Annotated in this window: 21 protein-coding genes; 6 read left to right on the top strand and 15 right to left on the bottom strand. The window is 50.9% G+C overall.

What is annotated here, in order from left to right; translation table 11 throughout:
• From mshL to TERTU_RS04860, 5 genes are read right to left on the bottom strand one after another with little or no spacing between them, the layout of a single operon-like run.
• The gene (gene mshL, locus TERTU_RS04880) at positions 1-1,713 is read right to left on the bottom strand and encodes a pilus (MSHA type) biogenesis protein MshL (protein ID WP_015820521.1); all 1,713 of its coding nucleotides are present in this window, start codon (positions 1,711-1,713) and stop codon (positions 1-3) included.
• Positions 1,714-1,733: 20 nt separating this feature from the next.
• The gene (locus TERTU_RS04875) at positions 1,734-2,063 is read right to left on the bottom strand and encodes a hypothetical protein (protein WP_015819245.1); all 330 of its coding nucleotides are present in this window, start codon (positions 2,061-2,063) and stop codon (positions 1,734-1,736) included.
• A complete protein-coding gene (locus TERTU_RS04870) occupies positions 2,060-2,839 on the bottom strand; it encodes an OmpH family outer membrane protein (protein WP_015816785.1) in 780 nt (259 codons plus the stop codon). Before TERTU_RS04870 ends, TERTU_RS04875 begins: the two co-directional genes overlap by 4 nt.
• On the bottom strand, positions 2,836-3,462 hold the full coding sequence (locus tag TERTU_RS04865) for a hypothetical protein (RefSeq protein WP_015817384.1): 627 nt from the start codon (positions 3,460-3,462) through the stop codon (positions 2,836-2,838). Before TERTU_RS04865 ends, TERTU_RS04870 begins: the two co-directional genes overlap by 4 nt.
• Positions 3,462-4,466 carry a type IV pilus biogenesis protein PilM gene (locus tag TERTU_RS04860; protein WP_015818701.1) on the bottom strand — a complete coding sequence of 335 codons (1,005 nt, stop codon included), beginning with the start codon at positions 4,464-4,466 and terminating at the stop codon, positions 3,462-3,464. Before TERTU_RS04860 ends, TERTU_RS04865 begins: the two co-directional genes overlap by 1 nt.
• 325 nt (positions 4,467-4,791) lie before the next feature.
• Between TERTU_RS04860 and trmL the strand changes: the two genes are divergently transcribed.
• Positions 4,792-5,259 carry a tRNA (uridine(34)/cytosine(34)/5-carboxymethylaminomethyluridine(34)-2'-O)-methyltransferase TrmL gene (trmL, locus tag TERTU_RS04855; protein ID WP_015817884.1) on the top strand — a complete coding sequence of 156 codons (468 nt, stop codon included), beginning with the start codon at positions 4,792-4,794 and terminating at the stop codon, positions 5,257-5,259.
• A 2-nt stretch (positions 5,260-5,261) separates the two neighbouring features.
• Here trmL and TERTU_RS04850 read toward each other — a convergent pair whose 3' ends face one another.
• The 3 genes from TERTU_RS04850 to TERTU_RS04840 form a co-directional block, all read right to left on the bottom strand.
• Positions 5,262-5,714 (bottom strand): hypothetical protein, encoded by a 453-nt coding sequence (locus TERTU_RS04850; RefSeq protein ID WP_228378268.1) that lies wholly within the window; start codon positions 5,712-5,714, stop codon positions 5,262-5,264.
• A gap of 433 nt (positions 5,715-6,147) precedes the next feature.
• Complete coding sequence (locus TERTU_RS04845) at positions 6,148-6,480, bottom strand: hypothetical protein (protein ID WP_015817802.1); 333 nt, start codon at positions 6,478-6,480, stop codon at positions 6,148-6,150.
• Between the two features lie 245 nt (positions 6,481-6,725).
• A complete protein-coding gene (locus TERTU_RS04840; protein WP_015820576.1) occupies positions 6,726-8,153 on the bottom strand; it encodes a succinylglutamate desuccinylase/aspartoacylase family protein in 1,428 nt (475 codons plus the stop codon).
• A 172-nt stretch (positions 8,154-8,325) separates the two neighbouring features.
• On the opposite strand from TERTU_RS04840, the gene TERTU_RS04835 reads away from it, so the two are divergent.
• From TERTU_RS04835 to TERTU_RS04815, 4 genes are all read left to right on the top strand, one after another.
• The gene (locus TERTU_RS04835) at positions 8,326-10,293 is read left to right on the top strand and encodes a VacB/RNase II family 3'-5' exoribonuclease (RefSeq protein WP_015820160.1); all 1,968 of its coding nucleotides are present in this window, start codon (positions 8,326-8,328) and stop codon (positions 10,291-10,293) included.
• A gap of 440 nt (positions 10,294-10,733) precedes the next feature.
• Positions 10,734-12,134, top strand: coding sequence for a CmpA/NrtA family ABC transporter substrate-binding protein (locus tag TERTU_RS04830; protein WP_015817674.1), 1,401 nt, complete (start codon positions 10,734-10,736; stop codon positions 12,132-12,134).
• A gap of 272 nt (positions 12,135-12,406) precedes the next feature.
• Positions 12,407-13,420 (top strand): ABC transporter permease, encoded by a 1,014-nt coding sequence (locus TERTU_RS04820; protein ID WP_015819899.1) that lies wholly within the window; start codon positions 12,407-12,409, stop codon positions 13,418-13,420.
• A gap of 9 nt (positions 13,421-13,429) precedes the next feature.
• Positions 13,430-15,250: an ABC transporter ATP-binding protein gene (locus tag TERTU_RS04815; protein ID WP_015817536.1), complete on the top strand. Its 1,821-nt coding sequence runs from the start codon at positions 13,430-13,432 to the stop codon at positions 15,248-15,250.
• A 234-nt stretch (positions 15,251-15,484) separates the two neighbouring features.
• Here the strand turns inward: TERTU_RS04815 and TERTU_RS04810 are convergent, their stop codons facing one another.
• The 5 genes from TERTU_RS04810 to TERTU_RS04790 form a co-directional block, all read right to left on the bottom strand.
• Complete coding sequence (locus TERTU_RS04810) at positions 15,485-15,844, bottom strand: FHA domain-containing protein (RefSeq protein ID WP_015819605.1); 360 nt, start codon at positions 15,842-15,844, stop codon at positions 15,485-15,487.
• A 21-nt stretch (positions 15,845-15,865) separates the two neighbouring features.
• On the bottom strand, positions 15,866-18,304 hold the full coding sequence (locus tag TERTU_RS04805; protein ID WP_228378311.1) for a serine/threonine-protein kinase: 2,439 nt from the start codon (positions 18,302-18,304) through the stop codon (positions 15,866-15,868).
• Positions 18,305-18,322: 18 nt separating this feature from the next.
• Positions 18,323-18,676: an FHA domain-containing protein gene (locus TERTU_RS04800; protein WP_018015212.1), complete on the bottom strand. Its 354-nt coding sequence runs from the start codon at positions 18,674-18,676 to the stop codon at positions 18,323-18,325.
• A gap of 210 nt (positions 18,677-18,886) precedes the next feature.
• Positions 18,887-19,396 (bottom strand): STAS domain-containing protein, encoded by a 510-nt coding sequence (locus TERTU_RS04795; RefSeq protein ID WP_015819746.1) that lies wholly within the window; start codon positions 19,394-19,396, stop codon positions 18,887-18,889.
• A 150-nt stretch (positions 19,397-19,546) separates the two neighbouring features.
• Entirely contained in the window at positions 19,547-20,767 is a 1,221-nt protein-coding gene (locus TERTU_RS04790) for a SpoIIE family protein phosphatase (RefSeq protein ID WP_015819257.1), read from the bottom strand.
• A 222-nt stretch (positions 20,768-20,989) separates the two neighbouring features.
• On the opposite strand from TERTU_RS04790, the gene TERTU_RS04785 reads away from it, so the two are divergent.
• On the top strand, positions 20,990-21,307 hold the full coding sequence (locus TERTU_RS04785; protein ID WP_015818815.1) for a PilZ domain-containing protein: 318 nt from the start codon (positions 20,990-20,992) through the stop codon (positions 21,305-21,307).
• 117 nt (positions 21,308-21,424) lie between these two features.
• Here TERTU_RS04785 and TERTU_RS04780 read toward each other — a convergent pair whose 3' ends face one another.
• Positions 21,425-22,231 carry an MlaA family lipoprotein gene (locus TERTU_RS04780; protein WP_015817904.1) on the bottom strand — a complete coding sequence of 269 codons (807 nt, stop codon included), beginning with the start codon at positions 22,229-22,231 and terminating at the stop codon, positions 21,425-21,427.
• An 83-nt stretch (positions 22,232-22,314) separates the two neighbouring features.
• Entirely contained in the window at positions 22,315-26,376 is a 4,062-nt protein-coding gene (gene hrpA, locus TERTU_RS04775; RefSeq protein WP_015816828.1) for an ATP-dependent RNA helicase HrpA, read from the bottom strand.
• Positions 26,377-26,443: the final 67 nt, after the last annotated feature.

Genomic DNA, 26,443 nt, shown 5'->3' with positions numbered 1-26,443 from the left:
TTACTGATTTCGATTTCGGTAAGCATTCGACATAGCCTCAATCGCGCGATCACTGCGATTGACCTGCTCTTCCCAGGTGTTTTCATCAACCACAATCGGTCGCATTAAAATCACCAGTTCCGTTTTGACTTTACGCTTGGCCCGGCCCTTAAATAACACATTCACGCCAGGGATATCGCCAAGAAATGGTCGTTTGGTAGCAACGTCGCTCGTTGTTTCCTGCATCAGACCACCGAGAACCACAACCTGCCCATTGCTGGCCCGCACAATACTGTCCGACTCGCGAACATCGCGTAGCGCCAATGGCAGGGAATAATCCAGATCGCCAATTGAAATATCTTTGAGTTGATCCTGCACCTTGCTCACTAACGGATGCACATGAATAATTACGTCGCCGTCTTCGGCAATTTGGGGTGTTACATCCAGCGCTATACCGCTGAAAAAGGAATCCAGTAACACTTCCGGCGAGTTCTGAATATTGGAGGCCGTTGTGGTAGTGTTATTAGTAATACCGGTGACAAAAAATTCATCCGTGCCGACTCGTATTATGGCTTTCTGATTATTAACCGTAGAGATGCGTGGGCTTGATAGCACTTGCACATTGCCCTGCGTTTCCAAGAGGTTCAGCAAGTCTTCGATACGCGTTACATTGAGAACACCACTCAGAAGATTTTGTGTAGTGCGAATTTTCGATTTAACGCCATCATTATTGGTCATAACAAGTGACGAGTCAGAAGCAACACCAAGTGCCCCGGTAATAGCGCCCCAATTTACGCCAGCCTCATAGCCGTCGTTTAATTGCACTTCAATAATTTTAGTTTCCAACACAACCTGACGCCGCACGCTCAGCTCAGAGCGTTCAAGAAAATCGCGTACCGCGCTCAGTTCGTTCGGCATGGCTTTAACGACCACCATCCCGGCCTGCGGATTCACCATCACCATTCGGCCGTCTGCGTCACCGCCCACAATCGCAGAAATTGTATCTTGCACACTGCGCCAAAAATCGGTGCGACTGAGCGTACGTAAACGGGTACCGGGAACAAATTTCGTGGCGGAGCTGTTGTTTTCATTTTCCCCTGCACCGCTTTCACTATCACTATTGCTACTACTGTTGTTGGAGGTGTTATTGGAGTTGTTATTGCGGCGAGAGCCGGATTCGATGCGTCCGATCGCTACCGATGTTTCCGTGACGCCTGCGCGTTGAATATCCAGATAATTGATCGGAAAAACCTGGGTACGAAGTTTGCGGGGATAAACCGTGTAAATGCCATCTTGAAACTTGTACTCATAGCCATACACATCACGAGTAACGTTAAGCACCTCGCGCACAGACACATCTTTTAATTCAAGTGTGATCGAACCGCTAATTTCCGGATGGGCCACAACATTTACGCCAGAGTCCGCAATCATGCTCACAAAAAATGTTCTCGCCGGCACTTCGTTGACAGAAACGTCGAATCGTGGCTCCTTTGCAGAAAAAGTTTGTGCACGAGCACCCAAGAGAGCGCTATCCAAAAGTTGCTGATTTATTGCCTCAGGCACGTCGGGCTGAGTTTCCTGCGCCCGGTACGCCGCCTGTTGTGATTGCACCTGCTGCATATCACGCTCGGCCGACGTTTCGTCTTGCGGCACACTGGAACATGCACCGAGTACCGCAAATAGAGCGAGGGTAAATATTTGGCTAAGGTTGCTGGTTATATTTCTCATTGGCATCATCATTCGTGAATTCACAACTACGGTGTTGCATTGCTAATATGCGGGCGCAGCAGTATTGTTCCGGCGCTACCCGCAGCGCTATAACGCACCCGATTTTCTAAAATCGCTGTGATTTTTGCTCCATCTACGATTTCGCCCTCACTCACCAACTTGCCGTTGACAATAGCTTGCCGGTGCGAACCCCGGTTATAAATTGCTTGTAGTTGCAATTTAATCGCGCCTTTAGACGGTGCTTGAAAATGCAGCGGCCGCGTGGGGTCGCGTAGCGGTGTGCTCCCATCACTTGCATAAACAGCCCAGTGCACGAACAGCAGTAACACTACGGGTAAACACCGCGCGCAAATCATTCCATCACTCCTTTTTCGGTGGACAGGGTGTATACCTCGAGAGTGACATCACCGCGTGGATACGCGTCTACCTGATATTCAATAAACTCCCAGTAAAAGCTCCACTCAAGTTTTTCCAGGCGTTGTAAAAAATCAACAACCGAAAAATACGTACCGTGCAAACGCAATCGCACCGAATGCCGGTATACACCTGCCACTCTTGCTTCTGCGATCTCCGCTGAGGTGGTTGCTTTATCGAAGAATGGCGTGAGTCCGGCAATCTCCTGGGATCGGTTTACAGGTTCTGGGTCTGGCTCAATAAGCTCATCCTCAGATTCCTTCGCCGTCGTCTGCAAACTCAATTTTTGCGGTGCAGCGATACGCATGGCCACCAGCTCTAACCCGGATGTTTCTTTAAGAATAGCCTGTAGCAGCTCCGGCAGGCGCTGTGCCGATATCAAGCCTGCAGACATCTGTTGTACATGTTGGTCGAGTGCGTTCAATTCGGCCTGTAAATTATCAACGCGTTTTCGCAATACAAGGGACGGGTCACTGCTCATAGCGCTGACTAGCGCCTGTTCTTCCATTCCCAGGCTTTTCAATTCTTTTTGCGCTTGCTCAAACCGCTGCTGTAAGCGCTCCTGTTCAGAGATTGCGGGCGCAAGAAAAGCAAAATGCCAGGCCATTAGCAAAAGCCCAAATACACCAGCGCCCGCGAGTATTCGTTCGCGAAATGACAACTTGGAAAATTGCGCTTGCCATTGCGCCCAGCGCTTTAACAAATGATCGCGATTCATTGCTCAGCCCCATCGGTTGCATCGTCATAAACCGACTCAAACCCAAGCGAAAACCGATGGGCGCCGCGTATTTGTTTGCTATCACCAATGCTCAGCAACCCAAACCGGGTACTACCGAATGCTGGGTCATCGCGCAGGTGTTGCAAATAAATCGTCACGTCTTCCGGGCTATTGGTTGCCCCTGCCAGCTGCAGGTAACCGCCGCCTCGGGTGAGGCGTATATGCTCCAACGCAACGCTAGGGCTAGAATGCAATGCAAGCGCATTAAAGGCGGCGGTAAAACCACCGGAATTGCCCAATGACTGACCCGAGATAATCTGTCCGACCTGCTCGCGGCCGCGGATCGCAGCCTCCAGATACGCGGCTTGCGTATCCAGGCTGGCGTTGTGCAATGGCCGGGCTTTAGTACGAGTTTGCGCCAATTGATTACGAGCAACGGAGACCTGTTGTTCGACTACGGCAACTTGCTCGCGCAAGCGAGTGCTTGCCCAATTGCCGTAGATGTAGCTGATAATAAAAAGCAGCACGGTTCCTGCGACACTGACCAACAATGTATTGAGGGAAAGCCAATCGCGACTGGGGCGCAGTTCCGGCAGGTATAAATTGACTTGCTGAATAGCCATTAGTCAGCCGCTCCCCGCTTGCTGAAAGCCGCCAAGGTGTCTTCGCGCAACGCCCCACCCATGGCCGCTACGGCAAGGTGTGCCAATGGTTCTTCGCTGTTTAGTGGCAGATTGACTAAAGAATTTAACTCGAGATATTTCACCGGCACACTTAACCCACGCTGTAACTCGACAGTGATTTTGTCAGCGGAGATGTTGTCACCACACACATAGAGACTCGCCGGTGGAACCTGCCCCATCTGACGCTCGAAATAATCGAGTGAACGCTGAACTTCCAACAAGAAGCTCTCTGCGGGAATGTCGTCCAGTAGACCTGCACCGTAACGAATACTGAATTGACGGGTAAGGTACAAGTTGCCATCGCGGTAAAGCGACAACACCCCGGCCCCTTCGCTCAAGCGAACCAACGCCACGCCACGGCTGTCTTTTATGTTTAGCTCTTTCAGGCAAACGAGGTTGCGTAAAGCAAGCTCACTCACATCGATAGCGGCGAGTTGCAACCCTGCGTCACGCACTAGCGCAATGGCTTTTTCGATGCGCGACTTGTCTGCAACCGCAACATAAGCCATCGCTTTACCCGAACGGCTGCCGTCGCGCGGCAACAGAAACACGTCCAGCACCGCCTTTTCGAGAGGGATATTCACTAAATCTTTAATTCGCCAACGAATGGCATGACGCAATTCTTTGGCGTCTACATCAGGAGCTTCCACAAGCAACAACTGGTAGTCGCCCTGCCCCAGCACCAGGTTGCAGCGGGCATTTTTTAATTGCTGGGAATCGACCCATTGAGTGAGTGCCAGTGCGGGTTTTGCATCGTTGGACGCGTGAGAAAGAAAAGTCACTTGAGAAATGTAACAGGCAGGCGCAAGCGCACCCTCGGCACTGGAAGATGACTCCGGATTATCCTCCTGATTGCGAACGGCGAGAGCCAAGCCCTCAGCTTGTAACTCTATACCTACCGTCGCGTTCTTCCCTCCGAATCTGGAAAACCACTTAGCGAGCATTATTTTAAATTCGCCTCTTGCTGACTTACTTCCGCATAATCCCGGCGGAATCGCCTCTAGCTGACTTCTCTCCGCGCTTGATTACGGAGTTGCGTCGTGCATACTAATTTCCGCGTGCTCCCCCGCAGAAAAGTAATAACCCAAGCTTATAGCCGGGAATAAATAGATAACCTGAAGTATAGACATTGGTTCAGAAGTTGGATGTGGGTATGATCTGGCCCCGGCCGAATGCCCCATCTATACAAAAACCACGTCTAAGTACTTATAACCAAACGCGCTCAGATTACACATTATGGCGCACCAATCAACAGGTAATCTACTTTTCATGTTCAATGTTGTGCTTTATCAACCGGAAATCCCGCCAAACACCGGTAACATCATCCGCCTCTGTGCCAATACTGGCTGCCAGCTTCACCTGGTTAAACCCTTGGGCTTTGTGCTCGACGACAAGCGACTCCGCCGGGCCGGGCTTGACTACAGCGAATGGCAGAACCTGAAAATCCACGAAAACTGGCAAAGTCTTAGAGACGCGGCGGGCACCGCGACGATTTGGGCGCTTTCAACCAAAGGGACAGCAACGCACTCCGAAGCGCGCTTTAGTGCCGGGGACTACCTTGTGTTCGGGCCCGAAACACGGGGCTTACCTGCGGATATTCGCGAGTCACTTCCGCCTGAGCAGGTTTTGAGAATTCCAATGCAAGCGCAGAGTCGAAGTATGAACCTATCCAACGCCGCCGCCGTGATGGTGTATGAAGCATGGCGTCAACTGGGCTACCCCTCAGCCAAGCTGTAGATTTACTGCCAGTGGTCTCCGCCAACCGGGCAGCGAGCAGCAGCCGTGCGGTTGCTGTCTTGGTCGATAGAGAGGGAGCAGCCAAGGAAGCGCCCACGACCATTCGCTGTCACCTCAAAAGTAGCGCCTGAAGACACGATAACGTATTGAAACTTTGTTGAATTGGGTTGCCACGAAGGAAACAGCTCCGACGAACTGGTGGTGCCAGCCAACGACGGGAATGTGCCCTCAGCCTGACGACGCTCACCCAACATGTCGGCCAACTTCAGCAAATCCTGTTGCGCAGCATGTATGTTCGCGCGATCAGACAGGTAGGCCGCCAGAGGAATAACCAGCGCAATTAGCACCACTACCACTACCAGCGCCACCATCAACTCTACCAGCGAGAGTCCAGACCATTTGGCCCGTCTGCTAGATGCAGTGAGAGTTCGGACTGTTGCCGGCGTACTGGCCATAACTCGCTACCTCAATTACCAAGCACGATCGAGCACACCTAAGGTTCAGCGCACCAAATAAATAATTTAAGCGCCATAATGCGCCTTTTTTAAACGTTATATCCATATTTCCTAAACGGCAATTAATTTTTTCTTCTTATAAAAATAAAGTATTAAAAGCGGTATAGGATCACATTTATAATATTTTAGTGTGATAAAAAATCAGATTATCGACAAAATAAAGCACTTTATAATTATTCTTTAGCTAGTTTTTTAGTGCTTATATTTTAAGGAAGGCTGCAGACCGAAGACGTAAAGGTGAGAGCGTACAGAGGTTGTAGCAGCAGGCGGCAAGCGCTAAAAAGGGCAGTAGAATCAACGATGGGCAACACCCAGTCTGCGCAGTGGCTCAGGCTGGGTTCTTACCCACACCATCTCTGCTACATCGTGCCTGCTACACCAGAGTTACCAGATGGGTACATTCGTTCTTGGGACCCTCTAACAATACAAGTTTTTCACCAGCAACTGCAGTGACTGCATCGACAAGTGGTTTAGAGGAAAGCCCCTCACAACCGGTATCTTCCGCACCCTGGTACCGCCAAATCAGCGCACCGAGCTGAATCTCGTTTGAATGCAGGGAGTGTGATGTCAGCGAGCCAGCGCCAAACGGGTAAAACACACAGATAAGTGCGGCAATAATTATCGGCCCGATACTCAGCGTCAACGCCCACTCAAACCCCCGACCAGAACTCGCTGCGGCGACAATCGCCCTGGCGATACCTTGCATATTCAACCTCGCTACGAATCATTTGTTTGGCGCGTAATAAACACCCAGCTAAAAAGTCGCAGCAAATTAGTCCCAGGGAGATCAAAAATCAACCAGCATTTTCGGCTTATGCGTTAATGTTCTAGGCTGTACATGTTCCCCGCTTAGCAGAGCTAAGCGGCTGGTGTTGGTGCATAGGGGTTTTCGCGGCAAAAGCATCGCCAGTGCTGTGCAAAAATGGCTAACTTACAGCGTTTCGATAGGCCCTAGGAGTCTTCGAGCAGGCGCTCGTCGGTTTCCGCGGGCACCAATTCTTCCGGCAGGGAACTGTCGCCGTCTTCGTCGACAGTGTCGGAGGCTTCCACAGGCTCACTCTTCAGCTCTTCAACCGAAGAGTGCAACCCAATGTGGTAAGCGGCAAAACCCGGATACATTACCTGGTTTAGCGCCATACCGATAATGCGCCCTGCCACAGGGGCGAGAATATCCTGTCGGCTGTTGGTGATTGGATCGGTGATCACACCAAGCAACGCACCCGCCTTAACCCGGTCACCGAGCGATACGTCACTAAACAAAATACCGCCCGCAGTCGCCCTGACCCATTTTGATTGATAAAACACCGGTTCCGCTTTCAGCTCCCAAAACGGTCGACGATCCAACATTCCCAATGTATCCAGTAGGGTTTCCACGCTTTTGATACCGTGAGTGACCGCTTGCTTTTGCAACTCCAGGGGCTGCCCCGCTTCGATTGTGACCGCAGGCACCCCGGCCTCAGAAGCGGCCCGACGCAAACAACCAGGGCGTCCCGCACTGTGAACTACAACTATAGAGCCCATTTTGCGGGTCAGGGCCTCGACCGCCGGGTCCCGCAAATTGGCGCGAATCTGTGGCAAATTGGTACGATGAAACGACCCGGTGTGGAGATCTATCAACATATCGCAGCTTTGTACCACCGAGGAGAAGAAGCTGTTGGCTATACGAGCAGCGGAACTTCCTTTCGGGTTCCCAGGAAAATATCGATTGAGGTCGCGACGATCCGGCAGGTACCGCGAAGAGCGGCGAAAGCCCTGTAAGTTCACGATAGGCACGCCTATCACGGTTCCACTCAGCTCAGCAGGGTCGATGCTATACAACACATGACGCACCACTTCGATCCCGTTTAATTCATCACCATGAATTGCCGCCGTAAGGCAAACCCGTGGCCCTGGTTTGGCGCCATGTACCACTAACACGGGAGTCGGCGCTGCAATCCCCATAAAAGATACGTTTGGCGTCCATGAGAGGCGCGCGGACGTACCGGGAGCCACTTCACTCCCAAGCATAACCAGCGGTTGAGCAGCCAGCGGCCCCACAGGCTCTTCGATGTCAGCGGGAGTTTGCGTGGCCACCGGCTCTTGCGAGGTAATCGATTCAGTCACCGGCTGATCATCTGTGTTTTGTTCATGCTCGATAACTGCAGATTCCGGCGGCGGGCTAGGTTCCATACTTGGCGATTCTTCAGCGCTACTCGTATCGGCCACCGCAGAATCCTGCGGTTCTTGCACAACATCTTTTAAATCGACATGCTCAGCGGGCTTGACCGGCGCCTCGGAGGGCGTCGCCTCAGACACAATAGTGGGCAGTTGGGCCGCTTGCGTTTCTTGTTCCAAATCGTTGGCGAACAGAGGTACAACGAATAACCAGGATAACCCCACAACAAAACTCCAGCTCCAACACTTCCCCATACTGACTCAACCCTTTATTTCACGTTTTACCAAAAAACCTGTTATAAGCCATAAACGTGGCTTTTGCACCCGTAGCCACAGTTCAGCTGGCGGTTAATTCTGGTAGAATGCCCGCCTTCAAAAATCCAAGGGTCCGCCATTAATGCTTGATAAAGATACCCTCTCGCGCTTATCGCAACTGAAATCCGATATCCAGGCCGCTAAAGAATACGGTGTTGGCCACGTGGCTGGTACTAATGGACGATTTGGCTTCGTCCGCTTGGAAGATGGCCGCGATGCGTTTTTGTCACCCGAAAAAATGCAGCGGGTTATTCCCGGCGATAAGGTGAAAGTCAGTCTCACCAAGAATGACAAAGACCAACTGGAGGCAACCCTTGAGTCACTGCTTGAGCAATCGCTCAGCCGCTTTCTCGGACAATATCGTGTCACAAAAAAAGGACATTTTGTTGTCCCGCTTGGAAATGCGCCTGGTTTAAAAAGCTCCCCCATCAACCGTTGGATCTTTTTACCCCCCAAATCCCGCGGTCGCTGCAAAGATGGTGATATGGTGGTCGCCCGCCTGCAACAACACCCTTATGACGACGGCAAGGCGTCAGCCCGTATACTCGAAAATATCGGCCAGGAAAACGACCCTCATATCGAACGCCTTTACGTCTCAGCGAAATACGACCTCCAACCCCGCTACAGCGAGCCCGCACAAAAGCAAACCAAAGATATCGCGCGAAGCTTTAAAAGCGAGCAGTTTGGCGCTGAGCGTACCGATTTTACCGAAGTGCCCTTCGTTACCATTGATGCCGAAACCACGCGCGATATGGACGACGCCGTTGCACTGACAGTTAATGAAGACAGCGACCAAGCCCGCTACCAGTTACATGTTGCCATTGCCGACCCAGCGAGCTTTATCGATCAGCATTCTCCACTGGCTCAGAGCAGCCATCGCAGCGCCCAAAGCCTGTATTTGCTTGGTGGTACCATCCCCATGCTGCCGGAAGAACTCGCTAATCATTGTTTTTCACTCGCGGAAGGCACGGTTCGCCCGGTACTAAGCTGCCGAATGGACATCAACACCGACGGCGAAATCACCCACGCAGAATTCGCCCGAGCAACAATACGATCTCGCCGGAAACTTGATTATCAGCGCGTGGGGGCCTTCCTCGACGGTACCGCCGACACATACACTGATAACGATCCTCAGCCACAGATCGCGACTATGCTCAAACAGCTCGCAGAACTCGCAGATCTCCGCCGCCGCTACCGCGAAACGCATCAAATCGTGAGTAGCGATCAGGCGGAGTACGCATTCGAAGTGAATCAACAGGGCAAGATCTGTGCTGTGCATCTGCGTGAGCGCACTCAAGCACACAAGATTGTTGAAGAAGCCATGCTGGCAACCAACTACAGCGCAGGCCAGTTTCTCGCGAAAGCCGGGAAGGGATTGTTCACGACTCACACCGGTTTTCGAGAGGACCGCTTAGGCGAAGTGAAGGCGCTGCTAAAAGAAGAGCAGATTGAGCACGACGACATCATGAGCCTTGATGGATTCGTCACACTCGTTAACAAATTAAGTAACGATCAAGAAAAAGCGACGCTGCTACCGGCATTGCGCAGAATGATGCCGACAAGCGAACTCTCTCTCGACGCCAAAGGTCACTTGGGTATCGGGATGCCACACTACGCAACCATTACCTCGCCCATTCGCCGTTTTACCGATTTATTTAATCACTGGGCGATCCTGAGCGAGCTGGAAGGGGCCAAATTCCGCAACGCCAACGAGGAGTATCTCACTAAGTTAAGCGAGAACCTCAATAACGGTCGCCTGGCCGACCGAGAGTTACAACAGTGGTTGATCTGCCAATATGCGGAGTCTCTGGTAGGCGAAACAGATTCCGCGAAAATTCGAATAGTAACCCAGCAGGGTTTTGGCGCCCGACTCGAAACCCAGGGTATTGACGGGTTCATTCTGTTCGACAAGAAGACCGAAAAGTCCTTCGACGCCAAGCGTATGACCCTCGACGTAGGCGGACAGGTATACAAACTCGAAGACGTGGTTAAAGTCAAAGTCGACAGCGTAGACATGGATAAACGCCGAATCGCGTTTAGCGTCGCGTAAATCTACAAAAATAATTCTGAATAAAGCCAGGTCGTCATTAGATGACCTGGCTTTTTTTGGCTACGCATAAAATACAATCAGCGCCAACGCACCACTTTAAACCATTTATTTATAATAACTGTGCGGAAAAAAGTAGATGCTCACGCTTTAACCGCAAACTAGTGTGCATTTTTGCAGCACATGTATCACCAATAATGTGCAATTACACAACAGCTCGCCTCACCCACTCCCATCGCAAAAACACTAAATATCTGAAATTTAAAGAGTTTTAAATAGAATTCTTTTTTGGCAAGGGAATTGCCAATACCTCTTTAGCGTTTTCACGCAAAAAAACAATTCTGCTATACCAATTACTGAAGCACACTTTTATAGCACTCGCAGGCAAAAGCTGTGGTTTTCTAGCCGCGAGTATCACACATCGTTATTTTTGGGATATAAAAATGGGACACACAACCGTACTCATAAAAACGTGGAAACGTCTTGCAGGCGCCGCGTTACTGAGCGCCGCTTCGGTGTTTAGCTTGTCAGTCGCCGCCAAGGAGCTAGAACTTGAAAAAGATGAACTCACCTTTGGTTTTATCAAGCTGACCGATATGGCCCCACTCGCCATTGCATACGAACAAGGTTTTTTCGAGGATGAAGGCTTGTTTGTTACTCTCGAAGCTCAAGCGAATTGGAAGGTTTTGCTGGATGGTGTCATTGATGGCAAACTTGATGGCGCCCACATGCTGGCTGGCCAGCCGCTCGGAGCCACCATCGGATATGGTACGAAGGCGCATGTCATCACCGCATTTAGCATGGACTTAAATGGTAATGGCATCACCGTTTCCAATGAGATTTGGAAGCAAATGAAAGCCAATATTCCAATGAAAAACGGCAAACCTGTACACCCCATTAGTGCGAGTGCACTGAAACCTGTCGTAGACAAATACAAGTCTGAAGGCAAGGCATTTAACATGGGAATGGTATTCCCTGTCTCCACCCACAACTATGAGCTGCGCTACTGGCTTGCTGCAGGTGGTATTAATCCAGGGTTTTATGGCCCTGGCGCATCGGGCACTGTTGGCCAAATCTCTGCCGATACTCTGCTCTCAGTAACACCTCCCCCACAAATGCCCGCCACTCTGGAAGCTGGCACTATTTATGGCTACTGTGTAGGCGAACCCTGGAATCAACAAGCAGTATTTAAGGGTATAGGTGTACCAGTTATCACTGACTACGAGATCTGGAAAAACAACCCGGAAAAAGTATTCGGGGTATCCAATGCCTGGGCCGAAAAATACCCCAATACACATCTAGCCGTGGTAAAGGCACTTATTCGTGCGGCACAGTGGCTGGATGAGAAAAACAATGTGAATCGCGAAGAAGCGGTGAAAATTTTGTCTAAGCCCAATTATGTAGGTGCAGACGAAAAAGTGATTGCCAACTCCATGACAGGCACCTTTGAGTACGAAAAAGGTGATGTGCGAGATGTTCCTGACTTCAATGTGTTTTACCGCTACTACGCCACCTATCCCTTCTATTCAGATGCTATCTGGTACCTCACACAGATGCGCCGCTGGGGACAAATTCCTACCGATAAGCCAGATAGCTGGTACCACGACACCGCCAAAAAAGTGTATCGCCCCGATATTTACATGAAGGCGGCAGAAATGCTGATAGCAGAAGGCAAGGTGAAAAAAGAGGATTTCCCGTTCGGCTCAGACGGCTATCGTAAACCACAATCGGAGTTTATTGACAATGTTACTTACGACGGCCGCAAGCCAAACGAATATCTGGCTCAACTCAAAATTGGTTTAAAAACTGGGCAAACTGTGTCAGCTACGGGCGTCAGTAAATAACACTGCTGATATCGGCAATACGACCGCCACGAACATCAAACATCGTGGCGGTAGCAAGCCAAAACCGGCTTCCAGCGGGCTTCTGTATAGAGTGAACCTAAACAACATTGGCCGCGGCAGTCAGAAACAAAAATTTGCCCCTGCCATTCAATTCTGCACAGTGTATCCACTTACACCACAAAACAGGCAAGCGAACACTTGCCCATTTGTGGTCGCACTGGGCGCAAAAATAAACCTGAATACACGGTTAAATATGTTGGGTGTTATGCGTTATGAACAAAATTATTAATTTCCTGGAAATAGCTGGCCTCACCTGGTTCGTTCCGCTGGCTCGCCTGGCATCGGGAGAGAGTCCTCGCGAACAACTCAAGCAACTCTGGTTGGTCATGGGCATACCGGTGGTTGCATTCGCTGTTTTCCTGGCGTTGTGGGGACAGATGTCGAGCAAAGTAGTTACCAGCCTTGGCACAATTCCCGGGCCTGTTGAAGTCTATCAACAGGCGGCAGGATTGTGGCAAGACCATGTGAACCAGCGAGAAAAACAAGCGGCTTTTTATGAGCGCCAGGAAAAACGTAACGAAAAATATCGGGAGCAAGGCAAACTCGATAAAATTAAATACCGGGAGTATACCGGAGCACCTACCTACCTGGATCAGATTTGGACCAGCATTAAAACCGTGTTTACCGGATTTTTATTCGCTACAATCGTCGCGGTGCCTCTGGGGATTTTTTGCGGTTTAAGCAGTACATTTAATGCCGCGATGAATCCAATCATTCAGATATTTAAACCCGTATCTCCCCTTGCCTGGCTTCCCATTGTCACCATGGTCGTGAGTGCGACTTACGTAACTACCGATGAGGCGTGGTTTAGTAAATCTTTTTTAAATTCCGCAATAACCGTTACTCTCTGCTCCCTTTGGCCTACGCTGATCAACACCGCGCTTGGTGTAGCGTCTATCGACAAAGATTTAATGAACGTTGGTAAAGTATTGCAACTAGGCTGGTTTACAAAAGTAACAAAACTGGTGATCCCATCGTCGTTGCCTCTCATATTTACTGGATTACGTCTTTCCTTGGGCGTTGGCTGGATGGTACTGATCGCTGCAGAAATGCTCGCGCAAAATCCAGGCCTCGGCAAATTTGTGTGGGATGAATTCCAAAACGGCAGCTCCAATTCACTGGGGCGCATCATGGTTGCAGTACTGACTATCGGCATTATTGGTTTTCTTCTCGACCGCATTATGTTCACGTTACAAAATCTGTTCACGTTTGGTGACAAACGCTAGGAGAAACCCATGGCTTTGTTTGAGTTTAAAAATGTAAGTAAAAGCTATGGCTCCGGCGACAATGTTACCGAGGTACTTAGTGACATCAACCTGCAAATTCAGGAAGGCGAATTTGTTGCATTGGTGGGATTTTCGGGTAGCGGTAAGACCACACTTATCTCAACGATGGCTGGTCTCATCACCCCCGATAGTGGTGAGGCACTTTTTAAAGGCCAGCCGGTAACTTCGCCAAGCCCTGAGCGAGGCGTTGTTTTTCAAAACTATTCATTGATGCCATGGCTTACCGTTTACGGCAACATCGAACTTGCCGTAAACCAGGTTTTTAGAAAATGGCCAAAGAAAAAACGCCACGCGCATATCACGCGTTACATCGAAATGGTTGGGCTGTCTCACGCAATCGACCGCCGTCCTGCTGAGCTGTCTGGCGGCATGCGTCAACGTGTCGCTGTGGCGCGTGCGCTTTCCATGCAGCCAGAGATGATTCTTCTCGATGAGCCCCTGTCTGCGCTGGATGCGTTAACTCGATCAAAACTGCAGGATGAAATTGAAATTATTTCACAGCAGGAAAAGAAAACAATAGTACTTATCACCAACGATGTGGATGAAGCGATTTTGTTGGCGGATCGGGTAATACCGTTAAACCCTGGGCCCCGTGCCTCACTTGGCCCGGAATTTCATATCGATATCGCGCGGCCGCGCGATCGCACGCAAATGAACCACAACGAAGACTTTAAAAAATTACGTAAAGATATTACGGAATATTTGATGAAAGTCGGCATGGAAGCAGCGTCCAGCGACGACTCGCTCAATTTGCCGAATATTCAGCCGAATACGGCGAACCCATCCAGCCTATCTATTGCAGCAAATTTGAGCGCCCCAGATGGCGATGATTTACCAAATGACGCTGCGCGCAAAGCAGCAGAGCCACTATCCCGACAATTGGATCGCTACGTCGAGTTTTCGTCGGTAAGCAAAGTCTACCCCACCCCCAAGGGGCCTCTTACCGTCGTGGACGGCTTCGATCTAAAAATGAGGAAAGGTGAATTTATTTCTTTGATCGGCCACTCCGGCTGTGGTAAATCCACCGTACTCAGCATGGTCGCAGGATTAAATAAAATTTCTGGTGGCGGAATATTATTAGACGAGCGCGAAGTATCTGGTGCAGGGCCTGACCGTGGCGTGGTTTTTCAGGCACCCAGCTTGTTCCCATGGTTGACTGCCCGCCAGAACGTGGAACTGGGTGTGGAGCGTGTATACCCGCATGGCACAAGCAAAGAACGCAAAGAAATAGTTGAGTACTACCTGTCTCGCGTAGGTCTGGCGGACGCGATGGATAAAAAAGCTGCAGAGTTGTCCAATGGCATGAAGCAGCGAGTCGGTATCGCGCGCGCCTTCGCCTTGTCTCCCAAATTACTTCTGCTCGATGAACCCTTTGGCATGCTCGATTCACTCACCCGCTGGGAGCTTCAGGAAGTATTAATGGAAGTTTGGAAACGCACCCAGGTAACAGCGATCTGTGTCACCCACGATGTCGACGAAGCCATTTTACTTGCCGACCGGGTGGTGATGATGACCAACGGGCCAAATGCGAAAGTTGGCAAAATCATGGAAGTCGATTTGCCCCGGCCCCGGACGCGCAAGCAATTGCTGGAACACCCTGATTACTATCGTTACCGCGAAGAACTCCTGAGCTTCCTGGCAGAATACGAACACGGCGATCCAGAGCCCACCGATTCAGAGCCGACATCTGCGATTGCACCGGAAATAGACACGACACAAACTCCGGCGCAGAAAGCCCCACAGCAGCATAAAGAGGCTGCACCAGCGTAATCGAGACCCGTCAAAAAGCCGGGAGAGATGATGGTACAAATTAGTACACATTTCTCTGCCGGCGTTTTTTAATCGCTATAGATAAGAACGGGCGGAGTACTTATTAACCTGGCAATGAAAATTGCGAAGTTAATAGCCGGTGCAGGGATGTACCGCCATTGCCCTAAGGGCAATGCAAGCCCTTAAAGTATTAGAAAACTCACACATCTACGCCAGTACTGCAAAGGCACGCGATCAAATGGTTTTATTCAACATTTGAACGGTTTTTTCCATATCCGACTCTTTCTCATCAAGGAATTTAAACCGATTCCAGGCAAGCCTAACAATATCGTTATTGTGTAAACGTTTTTTGCCCTGAATTCTTAAATCGTTAATGTAGGTACCGTTAGTACTGCCACAATCCTCGATAAAATATTCGATATATTCTGGAAAATATTCATTGGCTTTTTGCGTAATTCTCGCGTGATGGGAACTTACGGCGCTATCGTCAATAGTCACCGTATTTTCCGGATGGCGCCCCAGCGTCACATCGGTTGATGCGACTTCGAATTTATGCACGACAACATCGTCGACCAATTGTGCCAGAGTGGCCATCGGCTTCATCTCCTTAACAGGTTAAAGGTATCCGGCCTTCCTGGCTTCACTGGCGAAATCCCGTCTAATCGCCTTTTTGAGCACCAATGCCAGCTCGCCCGCACTTTCGTAGCGGTCTTGTGATTCTTTTTGTAAACACTGGTTGGTAATGCGTGCCGCACTGGACGGCAAATCCCGGCGTAACGTACGCACACTGCGATGTTTACCGTGAATAATTTCGTAGGTAAGGCTCGCAAGGTTGTCGCCGCTAAACGGCAGGTAACCACAGAGCAACTGATAAAAAGTCACACCCAGACTAAACACATCAGCGGTAGGGTCAACTTTGCGACCTTTTAGCTGTTCCGGCGACATATAAAGTGGGCTGCCGAGAATTTCGCCTGTGCTGGTCTTGGAGTCATCCATCAACCGCGCTATACCAAAGTCTGTCACTTTCACCTGGTACGGGGATGGGTTGTAAATGATATTTCCAGGCTTGATGTCTCGGTGGACAATGTTGCTCGCGTGCGCATACTCGAGCGCAGTCGCCACGTCGGCGATTATCCGATAAACCTCGAACACCGGCAGCAGGCAATTCGGGTCGATAAATGCATTGAGCGCTTTACCTTCCACATAATCCATCGCGATAAACGCCAGGTCACGCTCCTCGCCAACATCGTAAACGGAGACGATGTTCGGATGGGTCAGGCGACCAGCAGCCTCCGCCTCACGAAAAAACCGTGTTTTGATATTGTCCAGTTCGCGCGGCTGAAACTGTCCGTAATTTAAGGTTTTTATCGCAACATAACGGGCAATGCGAGGATCGAAACCCAGATAGACAATACCCATTGCGCCGCGTCCCAACTCTTCGTGGATTTCGTAGCGCCCTAATACCGGGCGATCAATATGAGCGCGGGACAGCACCATAGTTGCTTCAACCTCGCTCTGACCAACGCCAACGTTATTTGTTGTGGCAACCATAGCCTCCAGAGCACCGATTTTTTGCTCGGTATCGCGAAAATTCTTTTTCCTGTTTGCCAGGGCCTGGTACACATCAATTGCTGTGCGATATTGGCGTCTTGCAACATGTGCATTACCGAGATCGTAATATTTTTGTAGTACCGCCTGGCTTGCTGAACATTCATCGAGAAGCGTACGCGCCTGCTGCAAATCGCCCACCTCAATAAGCCCGTCTGCACGCTCGATACAAGCCTCGTCTGCACGCTGAATTAACAACTGCCAACGCCCGTGGTAATTGACCCACAAACGAATTAAACACAGGCCAAGGGCGGTCCAAACCAGCTGTTCAGCTATAGGCAGCCACCACCCCTTTGTAATCACTAAAATTGTCTGGGACAGCAGTAGCAGCAGTCCGAAGACCGCGCAGGTCATTGCGCCAGAAAATGCCGACACGCGCGGTAGAGCAAATACCAGTAAGAGCGTTATCATCAGGGTGATGATTGGTGCAGTAAAAGACTGCCACCAGGGTGTCGCGGCAATATGACCATGTAAGGCACTGTAGAGCGCGGCAGCCACTTGTGGGGCAACAGGATCGCCAGCAACCGCAATCAACACATAATTTGGAAACGCGCCCCGTGCCAACCCCTCTTCCAATGACATGCGGTTAATCAGCGGGCGCATACGCGCGCTTGTTGCGTTAAACGCAAGGAAATCGCCGCGCGGCGATAATGGCAGTAAGCGCTCACCTAGCAGCAGCCCCCTGTCCCTCTGCCATGCGAGATCCCACTGCGTGCGGGCGTGCTCGCCCACCGTAGTAGCAGCGAGAAAATCCGCTAAAAAAGAGACTTGCAGCGACTGAGTGCCCTGCTCGCGCGCAATCGCAGGATGGAGCGCACCTCGGCCAATAAACACACCCCGTTGTGGCAGCACCGCTGAGCCAAGTTCAGCTGCTGGAGCAAGATGCATAGGCCACAACCAGTCAGCCGCCCCTTCCGGTAATTTGGCGAGAACACCATCAATTTCACTCACCGGGCGCGGCAACACCGCACTACCCTGCTCCACACCGATCACGACGCGAGAGTTGCCCAACAAATCCAGGAGTAAACGCTTACGTTCAATAATTTCCGCTGCTTCTTGCGCTGCGGCTTTGTTGTTGCCTGAAGCGAGACGATCGAGTGCAGCATCGATTTGCGTGCTGCCATTGTCGAGCGGCGCTTCCAGCAGTATGCCTACCGTGGCGTCTGAACTATGCAATACATTGGACAGCAGAGCCGCAAGCTTACCGCCTTCGTAGAGGTCGGCCTGCCAATGGCCAAAGATCTCAGGGGGAACTTCTACCAGCCCGATCCGCGAGGCGCCTTTAGGTGCATCCACCAAGTAACTGGTCGCGGTAAACAATCCGCGGTCGATTGCGTGCATCCACCCGGGTTGCCAAGGCAGCAGGGCAATGAAAACACCGAGCACAAAAACCCAGCCGCGCAAGCTGAGCCTGCTAAGTGGGCCGAGTAAAGGAAGGGATTGCATCACGTCTATAACTGGCGTTTATTCTGTGTAGTAGATGCCGGGAATCCAGCTCTTTTTTATCTTTAATGTTCGCTCAAGACCGGTGGGTAAGTCGACGAGGAACTCGAAATCATGGGTACCAACAGTGAACAAGTCACCGTTGTTTAATTTATGATCTGTAATTTGTCGACCTCTAACAAACAGCCCATTGGTACTATCCGTATCGGTAAGTAACCACTCACTACCTAGCTTATCTAAGCGTGCATGACTTGCTGAAATTGTCGGGTCATCTAAACGGATAGCACATTCTGGTGATCGGCCAATTGTGACTCTATCTGCTAACTCGTAGACAGACACGGTATTACCGTTCAGCGTGTGTCGCAGATAAGCCATGTTTTTTTCTCTCTTTAACAGTGTACCCAGACTTTAACTATATACCCGGATGCACTTCCTAACGACCGGCGGGAATAAAAAAGTGACTAAAGCGTATCAGTTGTCGCGTCGAATTGGTATGTACGCTTATGAGACCCGCATCAAGAATGGAAAAACTGATTTCGCGCGCCAACCAATCGAACGGCGGCAGCTCGCTAGGAAAAGAATGTTTTAATGATGGGCGCTGTTTTCCAGCGTGTCCACTAACTCGCGGAAGGTGTCGTGATTTGCGGCGTTCATCGCCATCAGCAGTTTGTGCGCTTCGATGACACGTGCCTGGACGCTTTGCTCGTCGCAGACCTTTTCATCCAGAACCACGGGATTATCTGGCTTACAGGCAAGTTGGCGAAGCGCTTGTGTACTGTCCACAATGTTGAATATATCTTCAAACCCCATAGAAGACAGAAGGCGGGTGATACTGGGGTTGTTGGAAACTACGGTCGGATCGTCGTAGTGAAGTGCGCGACCCTTAATCGAAATTTTTGCCATTAGCCCAAGCGTAGTGCTGTCTATGGCAAGGGCATCAGAGAGGTCGAATACCACAGAACAAAAGTCGGGGGCATCGAACATCTGTTCGATGAACTCGTCGAACGATAAGCACAAAGTGAGGCGAACGTCGCCTTCCATCTTGATTACGTAAACACCGTTGTGCTCTGCAACCTTGATTTCACCAGAACTCATACTACTCTCTCATACCTTGAGCGTGAGGCTCGTAGGGGCGCCATTGTAACGGGGGTTGCGCCGCAAATATATGGAAATTTGCTCCAGCTCACGTTTCCGTAATGCTCATAACCGGTTGGACCAGGTGAAAAGAGAATTGTTGCACAAAAATCAACCTGTTCCACCTGTAATTTTCAATATAGCAATATCATCGGGAACTGCTTCCAGATTTTTTAGACCAAAGCTATCGCTCAAATCTAATGTACTAGCTGCGGAAAAACTATCGCGCGCCGTGGGGTTATGCGATGTAGCAATGTGGTCCAGGAGGTAGGCCTCCTTGGCAAGTAAATCCTGCCGCGGCAGCACTTCGAGAATGCCGTCAGAAAAGACCGCGAGAGTAAAGTTTTCCGGCAACTGAACGCTATTGATTTCCCATTCCCCGTCTTCAAAGAAACCCAGCGGCTTCCCCTTGCCCGACAGGTACTCACAACGGTCTCCTACCAAGAGTACCGGCAGCGGTAAATGCCCGGCCACCACGTAGCGCATTTCTCGGGTTTGCGTGTCAATAACGCCAACCAGACTGGTGAGATGACAGCCAATTTTCGAGCGAATCACTTCCTGATTAACCAACTTCAGTAAACTTGCCGCATCCCGCTTGAACGATTCTTCACTATCGAAAATTCGCTGCTCGCGAAATAAACGGCGCACCAGTTGGTTCAACCATACAGTAACAAAAGCTGGGGCTGCACCATGACCGGACACATCGGTTAAATAGAAAGCCAGATAGCGCCTAGACAGGAAACCGTAATCGATAAAATCGCCGCTTAAGTACAGAGAGGGAATAACTTCGAAGGAAAGCGTTATATCGCTTACTGTTAAAGGCGATACTGGAAGCAGTTTACTTTGAACCCGTCGCCCCGCTTTTTGGTCGTGTTCCAATAAGCGCACATATTCGCGAAGATCGCGATTGGCCTTTTCCAGCTCTTCCCGATAACGCTGGTTGTCATGCAACAGAGACTGCCTTTCCAACACGCGTTTGACTGAGTGGACCAATACCTCTAAATCCACGAGGGGTTTGACCAGGTAATCCGCAGCGCCTTGCCGCAAGGCTTCCACAACATCACGCACCACACCAACACCAGATAACACAATGACCGGCAAATTCGGATGGCAATGTTTGACCGATCTCAGGATCGAAAGGCCCCCCACATCGGGCATACAAAGGTCAGTAATTACGAGGTCTACAGGATGAGTGGCTAACCACTCACAACCACTGGCACCATCACGACTATGGTGCACCTTGAAACCGGCGCCTTCCAGGTAGGTCACGACACTGCTCCGTATCATTGCATCGTCGTCAATGACCAATAATTGCCAGTCGCGGTCTGACATCTGTCACCTGAGCGTTGGAAATAAATTAAATAGAGGGGGAGCGTTAAACACTACTCTGATATTTCTTTTCGTGCAAGCTACCAAATTGTCACAATTTGCGCTAAGTTTGCACACATGTTGAACAAGTTGTACAACATAAAATCGCTAAATTCGGCGCGGTGCGGTAACAGTTGTTTGCTGACGCTGTCTTTAGTGAAGCTAACATCACATTAGGGAGCAGCTATGAGCCTTGCCAATCGAGAATATCAGGAAAAACGTAATTTTATTCGCATGCGCGTTGATACGCCGATTCAAATGGTATTGGAAGCTGATGGAGAAAGATTTGAAGGAAAATGTCGCGATCTTAGCGGCGGGGGTCTGCTGGTTGAACTTGCGACTGCATTACCCGTCGGCACTCGAGCCAGAATATCTATCCAGTCGTCGCACGGCCACAGCCCAATGCTTGAAGCTATCGCCTTGGTCAATCGCGTTGAAACGCAATTAGATACTACAGAGAAACCCTGTTTGATTGGAATGGAAATTGAGGAATTAATTCGTTAACCGTTAATTTCGCCCCAAATTACTGCGCGCTGCACTAGACACCTCGCAACACGCAGCTGGCAAGCCTCGGTATCCGCGGTACCGACGCTCGTGGGCCACTCTCCTCCGAAACTTCGTCTAAAAGTCGAAGCCCTCTTCTTCTCCCCCAAAATCTCCGCCGAAGTCATCCTCCACCTGACCATCCTTAACTAAAAAGTCGCGCCTTTGCAGATAGGCATCACGAACAAAAATATAGAAATCGCCGCCTTTGGCCAATTTTTCGGTTTCAAGCAACTGGGCGCGGCTTTGGAGAATATTGACCCCTTTTACTGTCCACGATGTTGCACTATCGTCGATATAGCTGACGGGGTTTGTGTACCAGTCCACCGGCATGCCAACGGTTGCGGTTACTGTCGACGGCCCCAAAAATGGTAGTAAAAAATAAGGCCCCTGAGGGACGCCCCAAACGGCAAGCGTTTGACCAAAATCCTCACCTGCCGCCTTTTCCAGACCTGCATGGCGGGCAACATCAAAAATACCAGCCACTCCAACAGTGGTGTTTACTAGAAATCGGCCAGTATCGTTACCTGCCTGCTTCCATTTCCATTGCAACACATCGTTGACAACATTACTGATCTCGGACAAATTGCTGAAAAAGTTGCTTACGCCCACTTCGACAGGCTCCGGTGCGAGCCATTTATAGCCTTTCGCTGCCGGTTTTAGCAGCCAGCGATCCAAACGCATATTGAACGCGAAGACAGCGCGGTTGTACGATTCGAATTTATCCCGCTGCTCGAAACTGTTCTCGGCTACCACTGCGCCAGCCGTTCCCTCCTCCTTCACTGTATTCGCAGGCGTGGCGTCGGCTGAGGGCGATTTAGGGTTGGACGCACATGCGCCAAGCGCGAGTACCATTGCGACCAAGCTGAGTTTGAAACCTTTCAAGGTATTCTCCTTAATAAAACGTTGCGCATAGCCTATACGAAGTCGCGTAATCACAGGATCAGGTCGCAACACTCTGTAACAATTTATTGCGCCGTTTCTGTGAGTACTTTTTGCCACTGGTTGTTGAGTCGCTTGTCCGAAACAGGCATCAGCGTTTTTAGCGTTTGCGCAAACAACGAAACCCGAAGCTCTTCCATCATCCAACGATATTCCTGCCAGGCAGGACTACTTGTGTAATGCCCATGACCTACTTTTCGGAGCAGGTCTTCGTGTCGCTGCCAGTGCGTTTCCAAAGCGGCACATTGAACCCGATCACGCTGTGGATTCTGCGGCGCTTTTTCCATTCGAACGAGAATTGCCTGCAGGTAACGCGGATAGTGTTGCAGCCACTGCCAGGGTGTGTCTGACATAAAGCCTGCCGCAAACAATTGCTGGAACTGATGCTGTATATCGCCAAAAGTGAACGCCAGCAGCAGCGCATTTTTATTGGACTTCATTGCCTTTTTGATACTGATGGACAAGGACAAACACTCGGCAAGAACCGCCTCATACTCCTGCGCGATCGTTACCAGCTCCGACCTTCCGTGATCCAACTTGGCCTTGAACGCCTGCTGATCGGCCACCCACGGCTGCTCGTTGAAGCAGGCGCGCTGGATTGCGGCGAAAATAATATCCTCGATCACCTGGTCACGCGTACCTATGTCCAATACGGCTAAACCCAGATCTCGCCCTTTGAGCAGTTGCTTCGACAGATATTTTACCGTCTGAGAGAGCTCCAGCGCTGCCAGGCGCAATGTGCCACGACGGGTCTCCCGCCGGGCATCCAGCGGGTTGTCCACCACGGTCAGCTTCACGTGGTTGGCCATGTCCACTAGCGCAGGAAAACCTTTCACCTCCACGCCGTTGCGTGGAATAGTGACTTGGCTGGGTAATTCACCAAAATCCCACTGCGCAATATCATTCCGCTCCAGTGCGTGGTTCGCCTGACTTAGCGATTTTTTTACCTGGGAGCGATATTGCTCCTTCAGGGACACAATATCTCTGCTGCGATCGATTACCGCGCCGCGATCATCGACCACCTGAATATTCATCCGGTAAAACGGGTCCAGTTCACCGGTTTGCCAGGCGTCATCCGGAATTTCAATATTGGCGAGGTGCCGAAACTCGGCAGCAAGCGCAGTAGTGAGCGGCTGGTTTACTGGCGCCAGACGTGCAAGGGCGCGATCCACAAACTGCGGTACAGGGACGAGCTGTTTACGCAGTGGTTTTGGCAATGCTTTAACCAGCGCAATACACTTTTCCCGTAACAAACCCGGTACCAGCCACTGCAGGCGGGACTCTGGAACCATGTGTAAGAAATCAACCGGCACACACACACTCACCCCATCGTCTGGATCACCCGGTTCGAAGTGGTACCGCAACGGCAAGGTAACACCATCAAGTTCGATGGCATCCGGGAACTGTGCCCCCGTGATATCGCCCGCACTGTGCAACATCAGGGATTCCTGATCCATACGAAGCAGCTGCGCGTTAGTCATCTCTTCCTGTTTCCGCCAGTGCTCAAAACTCGCGAGATTCGCGATATCGGCGGGTAAAACGGCATCGTAAAAATCAAACACCACTTGGTCGTCGACTAAAATATCTCTGCGCCGTGATTTGGCTTCAAGGCTTTCAACGCGCGCACTCAGCGCTTCGTTATAGACAAAAAAATGGTCAATACTGGCCAGATCACCAGCACCATATTGATTGGCTTTTTGCCAGTTTACGCGCGCCGTTTCCACGGCCTTTTTAGTCCGCTTGTTACGCCAGTAATGGCCTTCGACCAGGGCCTGGCGAATAAAGACCTCGCGTGATTCCTCCCGGTTAACCTTGCTGTATTGCACCCGCTGCTTTTCTACCAGCGGCAAACCAAAAAGGGTAATTCTGTCGTACGCCATCACTTGCCCCTGAGTGGCGTCGTAGAAAGGCTCGTGATAGTGATGCTTTACCAGGTGCTCAGCAGCGTCGAGCGCCCAAAGCGGCTCCACCTTTGCCGCCATGTGTGCGTAGAGCTGCGTAGTTTCAATGAACTCCGCTGCAGCGAGCCATTTGGGGCGCTTCTTAAACTGGCTGGAACCGGGAAATATTTGAAAGCGGCGATTGCGCGAACCGTGATAACTGAACGCCTGCTGCGGCCTCCCACCCTCTTTTTTATTGCCCGGTTTGGCGGCCTCTTCCTGCTTTAAACCCAGGTTGGAAAGCAAACCAACAACCAGCGCGCGATGCACATTTTCGTAGTTAGCCGGATCGGCGTTTTCTTTCAGCCCCAAGCCTTTAATCGCCAACCGCAATTGGTGATGAAGGTCACGCCATTCTCTCACCCGCAGATAATTGATAAATTCCTTCTTGCACAACTTCTGTAGCTGGTTCTGGCTGAGCTCCTGTCGCTGTTCTTCGATATAATTCCACAGGTTATAAAAACCGAGAAAGTCCGAGTTTTCGTCCCAAAACCGCCGGTGCTTTTCGTCAGCCGCCTGGCGCTTTTCCGCCGGTCTGTCACGCGGGTCTTGAATACTCAGCCCACTCACAATAATCAGGATTTCACGCAGACAATTATGTTCGGCGCCAGCAAGAATAATTCGCGCGAAACGCGGGTCGAGCGGCAGGGAATACAGCTGGCGGCCGAGCGCCGTGATTTTTCCTTTGCGGTCTACCGCCTGGATTTCTTCCAGTAGTTTGAAACCGTCATTAATGAGCCGATTTTCAGGCCGATCAACGAAATCAAATTTGCGCACATCCCCTATCCGTAACTGCAACATCTGCAACACTACTGCGGCGAGATTCGTGCGTTGAATTTCGGGGTCGGTGAACTCGGGCCGCCCCAAAAAATCCGCCTCGTCGTAAAGGCGAATACAAACACCGTTACTCACGCGGCCACAGCGCCCTTTGCGCTGGTTGGCGCTGGCCTGCGATATCGCCTCTATTGGTAATCGCTGCACTTTGGTTCGCACGGAGTATCGGCTGATACGAGCGCGCCCCGGGTCAATCACATAGCCAATACCCGGCACGGTCAGCGAGGTTTCGGCAACATTCGTTGCAAGCACCACGCGCCGCCCGCGGTGCGCCTGGAACACCCGGTTTTGTTCCGCGAGACTCAGGCGCGCATAGAGCGGCAAAATCTCGAGATGGCGAAAATCCGCTTTCTTGATTGCGTGAGACGCCTCCCTGATCTCCCTCTCACCACTTAAAAACACCAGAATGTCGCCATCCGACTTGTGCGGCATGGTGAGGATTTCTTCGATCGCGCCAACTATGGCCTCGTTAATATCCTGGTAGTCGTCGTCCCAAGGGCGGTAAAGGGTTTCCACCGGGTAGGTCCGACCAGAAACTTCAATCACCGGCGCGGGTTTGCCATCTTGATCCGAAAAATGCGCCGCAAATTTTTGTAAATCAATCGTCGCCGAGGTCACGATCAACTTTAGATCCGGCCGCTGCTTCAGTACGCCTTTCAGGTAACCCAGCAGAAAGTCGATATTCAGGCTGCGCTCGTGAGCCTCGTCGATAATCAGCGTATCGTATTTGTACAACAGTGGGTCCTGTTGGATCTCCGCCAACAGGATTCCATCAGTCATCAGCTTAATATGTGTTGCTGAATTACTGTGATCGGTAAACCTGACCTGGTAGCCCACTTCGCTGCCGAGCTGTACCTGGAGTTCATCGGCGATGCGACTGGCCACCGTGCGCGCGGCAATTCGCCGCGGCTGGGTATGACCAATCATGCCGCGCAGTCCACGGCCCAACTCAAGGCAGATCTTCGGCAACTGGGTGGTTTTACCGGAGCCAGTTTCGCCCGCCAGTATCACCACCTGATTGGCCTCGATCAGCGATTTAATTTCATCCCTTTTGGCTGAAATCGGCAGCGCGTCGTCAAACGATGGTGTCGGCGCATTGCGAGTGCGTTCAGCAATTCTGGCGAGCGCGGCATCCAGGCGATCCGTCAGGCGATCAAGGTCCCGATCACAGGGTTTTTGTAGTGATAGGCGCTTCTCTATATGACGCACCAAGCCTTGCAGGCGGTGTTTGTCATCAACGCACAACGCATCAAATTGCGTACGTACGTGAGCGAGAAGATCATTTGCAGCGAGCTGTGGAGATGAAGAAGTCATGAAATGCGCGGCGATAATAACGAGCGCGGATTATAGCGAAAGGGGCGCAGTATTGCGCGAGCCGGCA

The organism is Teredinibacter turnerae T7901 (genome assembly GCF_000023025.1).
GTDB lineage: Bacteria > Pseudomonadota > Gammaproteobacteria > Pseudomonadales > Cellvibrionaceae > Teredinibacter > Teredinibacter turnerae_B.
Note: the sequence above shows the minus strand (reverse complement) of the source record. Positions and strands in the feature narration are given on the sequence as shown.

Coding starts and splice junctions, on each gene's coding strand:
- TERTU_RS04835 (WP_015820160.1), top strand. CDS start 8,326: ATGCTTGATAAAGATACCCTCTCGCGCTTATCGCAACTGAAATCCGAT.
- TERTU_RS04810 (WP_015819605.1), bottom strand. CDS start 15,844: ATGGCCACTCTGGCACAATTGGTCGACGATGTTGTCGTGCATAAATTC.
- TERTU_RS04870 (WP_015816785.1), bottom strand. CDS start 2,839: ATGAATCGCGATCATTTGTTAAAGCGCTGGGCGCAATGGCAAGCGCAA.
- TERTU_RS04850 (WP_228378268.1), bottom strand. CDS start 5,714: ATGGCCAGTACGCCGGCAACAGTCCGAACTCTCACTGCATCTAGCAGA.
- trmL (WP_015817884.1), top strand. CDS start 4,792: ATGTTCAATGTTGTGCTTTATCAACCGGAAATCCCGCCAAACACCGGT.
- TERTU_RS04785 (WP_015818815.1), top strand. CDS start 20,990: ATGAGCCTTGCCAATCGAGAATATCAGGAAAAACGTAATTTTATTCGC.
- TERTU_RS04820 (WP_015819899.1), top strand. CDS start 12,407: ATGAACAAAATTATTAATTTCCTGGAAATAGCTGGCCTCACCTGGTTC.
- TERTU_RS04865 (WP_015817384.1), bottom strand. CDS start 3,462: ATGGCTATTCAGCAAGTCAATTTATACCTGCCGGAACTGCGCCCCAGT.
- TERTU_RS04800 (WP_018015212.1), bottom strand. CDS start 18,676: ATGGCTTATCTGCGACACACGCTGAACGGTAATACCGTGTCTGTCTAC.
- TERTU_RS04860 (WP_015818701.1), bottom strand. CDS start 4,466: ATGCTCGCTAAGTGGTTTTCCAGATTCGGAGGGAAGAACGCGACGGTA.
- TERTU_RS04795 (WP_015819746.1), bottom strand. CDS start 19,396: ATGAGTTCTGGTGAAATCAAGGTTGCAGAGCACAACGGTGTTTACGTA.
- TERTU_RS04845 (WP_015817802.1), bottom strand. CDS start 6,480: ATGCAAGGTATCGCCAGGGCGATTGTCGCCGCAGCGAGTTCTGGTCGG.
- TERTU_RS04790 (WP_015819257.1), bottom strand. CDS start 20,767: ATGTCAGACCGCGACTGGCAATTATTGGTCATTGACGACGATGCAATG.
- TERTU_RS04875 (WP_015819245.1), bottom strand. CDS start 2,063: ATGATTTGCGCGCGGTGTTTACCCGTAGTGTTACTGCTGTTCGTGCAC.
- TERTU_RS04805 (WP_228378311.1), bottom strand. CDS start 18,304: ATGCAATCCCTTCCTTTACTCGGCCCACTTAGCAGGCTCAGCTTGCGC.
- TERTU_RS04830 (WP_015817674.1), top strand. CDS start 10,734: ATGGGACACACAACCGTACTCATAAAAACGTGGAAACGTCTTGCAGGC.
- hrpA (WP_015816828.1), bottom strand. CDS start 26,376: ATGACTTCTTCATCTCCACAGCTCGCTGCAAATGATCTTCTCGCTCAC.
- mshL (WP_015820521.1), bottom strand. CDS start 1,713: ATGCCAATGAGAAATATAACCAGCAACCTTAGCCAAATATTTACCCTC.
- TERTU_RS04815 (WP_015817536.1), top strand. CDS start 13,430: ATGGCTTTGTTTGAGTTTAAAAATGTAAGTAAAAGCTATGGCTCCGGC.